This is a genomic window from Rathayibacter sp. AY2B5 (genome assembly GCF_002931645.1).
Classification (GTDB): domain Bacteria; phylum Actinomycetota; class Actinomycetes; order Actinomycetales; family Microbacteriaceae; genus Rathayibacter.
The window spans coordinates 1-6645 of record NZ_PSUE01000049.1 but is presented as its reverse complement, the minus strand read 5'-3'; the positions used below and the strand labels follow the sequence as shown (position 1 = coordinate 6645).

Genomic DNA, 6645 nt, shown 5'->3' with positions numbered 1-6645 from the left:
CATGTCCACCCGACCCGCAAACGTCTGCCGCAGCATGAAACCGGCTCGCCGCCCTCGTCGCGGTGCCAGCGCCGACGCCGGACGTCAGGTCGCGAGGGACGCGGCGAGCTCGGCGGGCGCTCCGGCGGAGCGGGGCTGCCACGACTCGAAGACGCCGTAAGCGATGATCCGCTCCGCGGTCGACAGCAGCGGATTACAGCTCGTCATCGTGATCAAACGATCCGTCGGAACGACGTCGCTCGCCCAGGGGACGGGATCGATGACCTGCACCTCGGAGGGCTGCACGTACTCGAGGTTCCGGAACCGGTACGTGTACCAGCCATCGGCGGTCTCGATGTAGATCGCATCACCCAATTGCAGCTCATCGATGAGGTGCATCCCTCCGCCGGCAGCGGAGCGGTGCGCGGCGATCGCGAAGTTCCCCACCTCGCCGGGCATCTGCGTTCCCGGGTAATGACCGATGCTGCCCACATCGAGCACGTTCTCCGCGTCGACGCCCTCAGCGATTGTGCGCACCCACCCCTCGCCGTACCGGGGGATATAGAGGTTGCCGAACGTGGTGTCCAGAGCTGCGACCGGCGCGATCACCGGGTCACCGGGGACGGCCGGCTCAGCGATCGGCTCGGATGGTGCCTCAGCGGGCGGCGCGTCCTCGCCCCAGCTCTGGCGCAGCTCGGCCGCTTGATCTTCCTGCCGGCCCGCGATCACCGCATCGTTCCACCACAGCTGCCAGGCGAGGAACAGCAGAACGAGCACCCCTGCGGTCATCAGCAGCTCGCCTAGGACGCCGAAGAAGGACAGGCGACGACGAGCCGAACGACGTCGGCGCCGCGACACGTCCACGGATGACGAAGCGGTCATGCGCAGGAGTCTAGGTGTGCCGCTCTCACCTGCATCGCTACGGGAGACGTCTCGTGCGGGAATCATTCGGCGGTCCGACGTTCTGGGCCACTGCTCGTTCTCGCGCGCCGTCGCCGTCCCTTCCGCTGCCTGCCCTGACCCACTGGCAAGCGCGTCACCGCAAGCGAATCGCGTCGCAGTGTTCAGCCCGGAGTGCACCGGGCCGAACGATCAGATAGCGACGGACGGTGTAGTAGCTGCTCCATCCGGCGTGTTTGTGCGAATACTCGGGTTCCGGGTGCGTGACGGGTAGACGAGGGCTAGACCGGCTGCTGCAATCCAGCACGCTGTCCAGAGGCCGTGTCCGGGAGTGCTGTCGGCGCTGCCCCATTCGACCCAGAAGAATCCGGGGTCTGCCACAGGGCAGGCGATAACAACTGCTGCAACCGTCGCTACCCCTGCGGGAAACCAGGGAACGAGGCGTGCGACCACCAGAGCTACAACGACGAGAGCGAGGGCGCCCCAGAGGTACAGAAGGGGCATGAGGTCGTATGACGACATGGCCTCAGCGCAGGACGGGTTCATTTCATTCCATCTAGCGCCCGTGCATGGCTGCCAGTAGGACGACGTTGCCCAGGTCACCCACAGCGAGACGCCCATGAGCGTACACGCGCACACCAAGCGGACCAGAGCCTTGGTGTGCTGGCGTCGCCCCATGCTCGAAATGCTAGTCCGCGGACAGTCCCGGTGGACGATCGATCAGTGAGATGGGAGCGTGGGTTGCCCTCGCTGCCTTGTCGGCGAGACAGCGAGTGCGAGCCCGCCGACGGTCAGACCAAGAGTGCTGAGCGTCAGTGGCCAGCTCCCCGAGTAGGTCGTGACGGTCCCCGTGCCGTCGGCACGCGGCCGTTCGCATGCGCGTCCGAGCGGCCACAGTGACGCGGAACCTACGACTTCGTTGCCCATGCCGGAGTTGTTCGCTTCCGGTGAGGACGGCCCGTCAACGAGGCATTTGTAGGTTGCCCCCTGGTAGACGTCAACTCCGACCTGCCCCGCGGCGAAGAGCAGCCCCGCCACGACGAGATACGACCCCACAACGATCCGTACCCACCGTGGATGACCGCGGCGATTCCTCGCGCATCTGGACTCTGCGTGGTCGAGCGATTCGGCCCCCATAGGACCATTGTGTCTAGGAGCTTCGCAACGTCCTGCATGGGGATCGTTCATCGGAGCGCGTGGGGGCACGGCGGTGGCCTTCGCTTCGACCATGTGGATCTAGCTCAGGTTCTCCTTCGAGTCCTATGGTGAGCGCATGAAGCGGCTCGCGAAGTCAGGCCCGTTGGTTGGATGGACAATCGCATCGCTCGGCGCTGCTGGTGCCGCCGCGTTCCTGGTGCATTGGAGCTCGTGCTTCAGTGGCCTGAACGAGGGTTGCTACAGCGCCACACTGTCGGACTTCACGTGGATCGCCACGACGATCCTCTGGGCCGTCGCCTTCCCGCTCGTGATACTCGGCGCCCTCGTGCTCTCGCCGGGACGACCCGTCACGCTGATTGGCGTTGGGCTCCTCCTGGTCATCAACCCCCTCACCGACCCTGGAGCGTTCTTTCTCCCGTGGGATGTCGCGGACACTTTGCCCTTCACCGGCGTGGCCACGGCGCTGGCTGCTGTGACTGGAGGTCTCCTCCTGGCCAGATCTTCCCACCGAGCCCGTCGTCCTGATCACAGCCGAGTCGGGCGGCCGGCACCCACTGACGTCGCCTACTGACCTTCGATCGGCTTTGCGTCGTTCCGTAAGGGGATCGCTCAACGGACGCGGGTATGACCTTCCATGATTCCTGCAGTCGCTGCGCGCGGCCTCCGAGTCATCCGAGGCATCGTGGCCGGACGGTGTACGCAACCGGATTCGTCACAGGGAACTTTTGGTCGACCGCCGGCGCGGGACCCGCATCGGGCACGAAGAGTTGGACCGGTGCCATCCCGGGCGTTGTCGGGCCTGGCGTTGGCGGCGTACCGTTCGGAGCCGCCTCCGCTTCGGTCGTCCTCGTTGATGGAACTGTCTGCTATTCAGTCGGCCCTACGTTCACGTTCGGATAAGCAGTAGACAGGTGGTGGGGGTTGATCCCCGGCTCAGCCCCCACTTCCCCGAGTTCCACCAACAGAACTGATCGGAGATACAGAAATGGCCGAACGTCTAACGGTGACCGTTCCCGATTTTGTTGGGCAAGCTGTGGACCTCGCGAGCGAAGCGGCGGCCGCAATCGGGTTGGTCCTGTCGAGCATGGACCCTGACGGTCCGAGTATCCGTTCGCGCACATGGCCCGGACTCTTCTGGGTGACGGCTCAAGATCCTTCAGCCGGCTCCGAAGCGGAGCGGGGAAGTTCGGTGCGGGTCGCTTTCGTTGCAGACGGTCAAGCCAGGAGCGATGTTCCGTCGCGGAAAGATGGACCGCTGCCTTCGCTCAAAAGCCATGCAGATGACGATAACGACTGAAAAACGTACGACTCTCTGAGGCCGTGGCGGCGGAGACCCCGATGCCGCAGTGTGGTCGCTGGTGCCCGTCTGACCGGTGGTGAGCTCGAGTGGCGGCACGTCGCTAGTACCCCAGGACTCCCTCGGAGCGCGTCTCGTTAGGGGATCGTTGACCGGTCAGCCATCGATCTTCTGAGGTATCGGACGAGCGGTCGGATGGATCGATGGGGTGGGGTCGTATGGCGGAATCGTGTCCCGAGGGAAGTCGAGGGAGGCCATCCCCAGGAGGGTGATCATCGCCACAAAAGCGCAGGCAGCAGTGATGAGCGCCGCGAGCAGTAGCCGCTCAAGGGTGCGCATGGCACGAGGTTATGGCACGAGGTGAGCGGCTTCGGCTGTTCTGGGCGCATCCCGTATGGGGATCGTTCATCGGTCCGTTCGCGGGGGTCAGCAGGAGTCCTGGAGCGAGTAGGACGTAGAGCCCTGATCGTTGTGACTGGAGCCGCGCTGGTTGTACTCAATCGCAATCGATTTGAAGGAGGCGCTGGCCTGCGAGTCGCGGGTGACGTGGAGCACGAGGTTTACCGGGACGTCTGCTGAGAGTGCGGCTCCTTCGGCGGGTTCCTTGTCGGCCCAGGAAGTGCTGGCGCTGGGCGGGAACACGGAGGTTCCGATGACGTCACCCGCGATGGGGAGGACGTACGCTCCGTCGATCGTCACCCCGGACGCCTCGACCAGAGACACGGATTCGACGGTGATGTCCTCCGTTAGGGGAGTGAGCACCTCCCCGAGCAGAATGTCCTCTCCTCGGGTGGTCGATGTGCACACCTGGCCAGGATCTCCGCCGAAGTCCATCGTCCCTGCCGACGGCTGCCCAGCACAGCCGGCCAGAAGGAGAGCGCTCGACAGGCACGCCACCAGCCGCAGCACTCCGCTCCGCGCTCGGAACGAGGTCGCCCCGGTGAGGTGTCGCCTGTCTATGTTGTCGCCCACCGCTCCTGCGGGCACGTCGCGCGGGAGAGCTGTGATCATGATCGCTGAGTATCCGTGAGCGGCGGCGGCGTCGCTCATCCCACTTCGGGGCTACTCCAAGCGTCGTCCCATAAGGGGATTGTTCAGCGATCGCATCGGGTCGGCGCCACGCGCCTGCTCTTGTCGGCACCTGCTGCTCCACCACAATGAGCACATGACTGATGGACATGCCTGGTCGGGGGACGTTCCTCCTCTGCCGGAGGGGCGCTCGGCTGATTGGATCGCGGTCAACGGAACTCACAACCAGCGGTGGCACGTCGCTGGCGACGACTCGCTCGAGCTGATGAACGAGAGCATCAACGCTCTCGTGGATTCCGGCGACGAGGTACTCGCCGGCTCTCTCCTCAGCCGGTACACGTTGACCCGGGAGCAAGTCGCGTTGATCAGTGATCGGTACCCGCAGCTCGAGCCGATCGCGCAACTGCACGAGCACGCTCCGGCGGCACTGAAGCTGCGTGCGGAGCTGTGGAAGCTGCTGCCGTTCTCTCTTCTCGCCTTCCTAGATGAGGTGAACGCGACGGACGCAGAACGAACAGCGCTCCTCAACGCGCACGACAACACCATCGGCCCGGACTCGACCACGCTCGGAGAGACGTGGGGAGGGATCCGCGGCGCCGGAAGCTAGAGGCCGTCCCGTAAGGGGATCGGTCAGCGCTTCACTTGAATTCGGCTGAGTAGGTGCGTGCCGCCCAGCTTGGCCAGTAACTCTCGGCTGCGTCGAGGTCGATGCCGCGAAGACGGATGAGGCAGACGTCCTGGTCGCTGCGGGTAACTACCCAGAGGCTATGGGGCCGGCCGTGAGCTCGCTTCGGGATCCAGGCCAGCACCTCGTCGAGGTCGGTTTCTGAGAGCTCCCACTCTTGGTTCGAGGAGCCGTCTTCGGACCAGAAGTGGACGCGGTACGTCGGATCGTCGACCTGCAAGGTTTGGTCGCGCGGATCGTGCAGCTCTGCCTTCATGCGCCCACTGTAACTATCGGGGTGCTCGATGCTGGCCCGTATGGGAATCGGTCACCGGAACGGTCCTGCCGGTGGGAGAGCTCGTCGCCCTCACCGGTCGGCGGAGCGGGCGGTCCAGCGACCGCTACTTGTGATCAGTACGCGAAGAAGGATCGACGCCGTAGACATGGAGGGGATCCGGGCCGTCGAGCGTCATCGAGGTGCTGGGTTCGCCATCGAACTCGTCCGCTGAGCGTTCCTGAGTTCCGCGACCTGCGTAGACGTCTCGAAGGACGCTCGCTGCGGCGCCGGCTGGTGCTGCGGCTTCTCGGAAGCGTCGGCGTCTGATGAGTCCCACGGTGAAGCCGACCGCGAAGACGAGGCCGAGAGCCATGATGAGCAGTGCTTCGGACATCTTGATCTCCGATCGTTGATGTCGGTTCAGTCGAACGCGCCCGCCCGACAAACGCAATGCGGCGGTCACGGCGATTGGGGCGTCCCGCAAGGGGATCGTCCACCGGTAGCTCTGAAGGGCTGGTTCGAGCGTCGGCCTACAGTGAGCCATGAGTAGTCCAGAGCCGAGTCTGCTGACGGACCCGCAGACCCCGGCACACACGTCGCGGACCCGACTTGGTTGGTTGCTTGGCCTCGCACTGTTGGTCATCGCCGTGGGCGCGGTCTTCGTCGTCGGCATCGCCGCTCCGAGCCCTGGCGTGGTCGCGTCACCCGAAGCCAGTCCCCGATCGATCGGTGACTACGACGTCGCCCTCCTCGAACAGCCGGCCGATGTACCGGTGACGATGCCGAAGTACCTCGACGTGGGGAGCGTCGGCACTGGCGGGCTCGACGTCGACTCGTTCCGCCAGCTCACGACCGAAGGCGGCACCACCTACCTCCTCGGGCTCAGCAACTCGACCGAGCTCTGCATGATCGTTGAGCTACCCGGAGACATATCTGGGACGTCCTGCACGACGCCGGAGGACTTCGCAACGACCGCGCTCGCTGTTCGCGTACAAGGCCCTGGGCATGTCGCTGAGGGCTACGTCATCCCAGACCGAATCGCGGACGGGGGCAGCAACCTGCTGACGATCGACCCGCTGCTATCTGCCGCCGAGCGGGACCGTCTGACTGTTCCCGGAGGGTACGAGCTGCAACCTCTCGTGCCGATGAATGACGAGGACCGCGAGACGCTGAGCGAGTGAACCAGGGCAATCGAGCTGACACTCGGCCGCGTCAGCCGCATTCGCCTCGTCCCGTTTGGGGATCCCCTAACGGGACGACCCAAGTCCGATCTAAGGTCAGTAGGCGACGTCAGCGGGCGCTGGCTTCCCGACTCGGCTGTGATCGGGCCGACGGGCTCGG

Annotated in this window: 9 protein-coding genes; 4 read left to right on the top strand and 5 right to left on the bottom strand. The window is 65.0% G+C overall.

Going from position 1 to position 6645, the window contains the following annotated elements; all coding sequences use genetic code 11:
• Window positions 1–84 precede the first annotated feature (84 nt).
• Complete coding sequence (locus C5C30_RS17085; RefSeq protein WP_104334176.1) at window positions 85–861, bottom strand: class E sortase; 777 nt, start codon at window positions 859–861, stop codon at window positions 85–87.
• A gap of 1291 nt (window positions 862–2152) precedes the next feature.
• Here C5C30_RS17085 and C5C30_RS17475 point away from each other — a divergent pair.
• Both C5C30_RS17475 and C5C30_RS17080 read left to right on the top strand, forming a co-directional pair.
• On the top strand, window positions 2153–2608 hold the full coding sequence (locus tag C5C30_RS17475) for a hypothetical protein (RefSeq protein WP_104340734.1): 456 nt from the start codon (window positions 2153–2155) through the stop codon (window positions 2606–2608).
• Between the two features lie 414 nt (window positions 2609–3022).
• A complete protein-coding gene (locus C5C30_RS17080; protein WP_104334175.1) occupies window positions 3023–3334 on the top strand; it encodes a PASTA domain-containing protein in 312 nt (103 codons plus the stop codon).
• A gap of 156 nt (window positions 3335–3490) precedes the next feature.
• On the opposite strand, the gene C5C30_RS17075 is transcribed toward C5C30_RS17080, so the two are convergent.
• Together C5C30_RS17075 and C5C30_RS17070 are read right to left on the bottom strand one after the other, a co-directional pair.
• On the bottom strand, window positions 3491–3673 hold the full coding sequence (locus C5C30_RS17075) for a hypothetical protein (RefSeq protein WP_104334174.1): 183 nt from the start codon (window positions 3671–3673) through the stop codon (window positions 3491–3493).
• Window positions 3674–3760: 87 nt separating this feature from the next.
• On the bottom strand, window positions 3761–4384 hold the full coding sequence (locus C5C30_RS17070; protein ID WP_104334173.1) for a hypothetical protein: 624 nt from the start codon (window positions 4382–4384) through the stop codon (window positions 3761–3763).
• Between the two features lie 115 nt (window positions 4385–4499).
• Between C5C30_RS17070 and C5C30_RS17065 the strand changes: the two genes are divergently transcribed.
• Entirely contained in the window at window positions 4500–4970 is a 471-nt protein-coding gene (locus C5C30_RS17065) for a hypothetical protein (RefSeq protein ID WP_104334172.1), read from the top strand.
• 31 nt (window positions 4971–5001) lie between these two features.
• Here the strand turns inward: C5C30_RS17065 and C5C30_RS17060 are convergent, their stop codons facing one another.
• Both C5C30_RS17060 and C5C30_RS17470 read right to left on the bottom strand, forming a co-directional pair.
• Window positions 5002–5304, bottom strand: coding sequence for a hypothetical protein (locus tag C5C30_RS17060; RefSeq protein WP_104334171.1), 303 nt, complete (start codon window positions 5302–5304; stop codon window positions 5002–5004).
• Window positions 5305–5428: 124 nt separating this feature from the next.
• On the bottom strand, window positions 5429–5698 hold the full coding sequence (locus C5C30_RS17470) for a hypothetical protein (RefSeq protein WP_146081576.1): 270 nt from the start codon (window positions 5696–5698) through the stop codon (window positions 5429–5431).
• A gap of 241 nt (window positions 5699–5939) precedes the next feature.
• On the opposite strand from C5C30_RS17470, the gene C5C30_RS17055 reads away from it, so the two are divergent.
• Entirely contained in the window at window positions 5940–6485 is a 546-nt protein-coding gene (locus C5C30_RS17055; protein WP_146081575.1) for a hypothetical protein, read from the top strand.
• Window positions 6486–6645: the final 160 nt, after the last annotated feature.